The 2,008-nt window shown below is 66.4% G+C and carries 2 protein-coding genes; both read left to right on the forward strand.

Annotated features, from left to right (window positions below; translation table 11 throughout):
* The first annotated feature begins 106 nt into the window (after positions 1-106).
* Positions 107-916, forward strand: coding sequence for a purine-nucleoside phosphorylase (locus ENZ74_RS30445; protein ID WP_024502795.1), 810 nt, complete (start codon positions 107-109; stop codon positions 914-916).
* Positions 916-2,008 (forward strand): thymidine phosphorylase (gene deoA / locus ENZ74_RS30450; protein WP_127313243.1); only part of this gene is annotated, 1,093 nt, incomplete at its 3' end. The genes ENZ74_RS30445 and deoA, both read left to right, overlap by 1 nt.

The following is a 2,008-nucleotide window of genomic DNA, read 5'->3' on the forward strand; positions in this document are numbered from 1 at the left end:
CAATGCGGGTGTGGCCGAAACCGTGACCATGGGCGACATGCTGCCTTACGGCTTCCGCGGCGATATTTTGAAATGAGCAACAGGCTCAAATGAACAGCTGGCAACGATGACGGAAAAAGCCCTGGATCATCTCGTCGAAAGGCTGGACGGCCTGGCGCCGGCCACGGCACTGGTGCTCGGCTCGGGCCTCGGCGGTCTGGTCGACCAGATCGAGGACCCGATCCGCATCTCCTATGCCGACCTGCCCGGCTTTCCCAGAAGCGGTGTCACCGGGCACGCCGGCGAAGTGGTGGCAGGGCTGTTTGCCGGCGTGCCGGTGCTGCTGCTGTCGGGCCGTGCCCATTACTATGAGCACGGCAACGCCGCGGCGATGCGGCCGGTGCTGGAAGTGCTTGCCGGCATCGGCATCACGAAACTGATCCTCACCAATGCCGCCGGCTCGGTCGATCCGGACATGCCGCCGGGCTCGGTGATGCTGATATCGGACCACATCAATTTCTCGGGCACCAACCCGCTGATCGGCGAACCAAGCGACCGGCGTTTCGTCGGCCTGACCGAAGCCTATGATGCCGGCATCCGCCAGGCCATCGAGCGGGCGGCAAAAGCGACCGGCACCACCCTGCACAAGGGCGTCTATATGTGGTTCTCCGGCCCATGCTTCGAAACGCCGGCCGAAATCCGCATGGCGCGCATCATGGGCGCCAATGCGGTCGGCATGTCGACCGTACCGGAGGTCATTCTCGCCCGCTTCCTCGGACTGCGCGTCGCCGCCTGTTCGGTCATCACCAATCTGGCGGCCGGCATGACCGGGGCCGAGCTTTCGCACCAGGAGACCAAGGACATGGCGCCGGTCGGCGGCGCGCGGCTGGCGACGATCCTGCAGCGCGTGTTCCGCGACGGACTGCTGGAGATCTGATGCTTCCCCAGGAAATCATCCGCCGCAAGCGCGATGGCCTGAGGCTGTCGGAGGACGAGATCGCCGGCTTCGTCGCGGGCGTGACGTCAGGCGCCGTTACCGACGGCCAGGCCGGCGCCTTCGCCATGGCGGTGTTCTTCAACGGCATGAACCGCGACGAGGCCGTGGCGCTGACGCTGGCGATGCGCGATTCCGGCGATGTGCTCGACTGGTCGGACCTGCCTGGCCCGGTCACCGACAAGCATTCGACCGGCGGCGTCGGTGACAATGTCTCGCTGATGCTGGCGCCGATCGTCGCCGCCTGCGGCGCCTATGTGCCGATGATCTCGGGCCGTGGCCTTGGCCACACCGGCGGTACGCTGGACAAGATGGATGCCATCCCGGGCTACATCAGCCAGCCCGATGTCGCGCTGTTTCGCAAGGCGGTGCTCGAAACAGGCTGTGCCATCATCGGCCAGACCGCCGACCTCGCGCCCGCCGATCGACGACTCTATGCGATCCGCGACGTCTCCGGCACGGTCGAATCGGTGCCGCTGATCACCGCTTCGATCCTGTCGAAGAAGCTGGCGGCCGGGCTGCAATCGCTGGTGCTCGACGTCAAGGTCGGCAACGGCGCCTTCATGGAAAAATCGCGCGACGCCACCGCACTCGCCAACAGCCTGGTTGAGATCGCCAACGGCGCCGGACTGAAGGCCTCGGCGTTGATCACCGGCATGAACGAGCCGCTGGCGTCGGCCGCCGGCAACGCAGTCGAGGTGCGCAACGCCGTCGATTTCCTCACCGGCCGGTATCGTGACCGTCGGCTCGAAGATGTGACGCTGGCGCTGGCCGCCGAAATGCTGCAGTCGGCCGGGCTGGTGTCGTCCAACCAGGATGGCATGCGGCGCGCCACCGAGACGCTCGCCAGCGGCCGCGCCGCCGCCACTTTCGCACGCATGGTGGCCGCGCTTGGCGGCCCCGCCGATTTCATCGAGAAACCGGAAAAATATCTGCCTGCGGCGGCGATCGAACTTGCCGTCAAGGCGACCGCAAATGGCTTCGTCACCGGCATCGCCACCCGCGATATCGGGCTCGCAGTGGTCGGCCTGGGAG

Source organism: Mesorhizobium sp. M7A.F.Ca.CA.002.15.2.1 (assembly GCF_003998715.1).
GTDB classification, from domain to species: domain Bacteria; phylum Pseudomonadota; class Alphaproteobacteria; order Rhizobiales; family Rhizobiaceae; genus Mesorhizobium; species Mesorhizobium ciceri.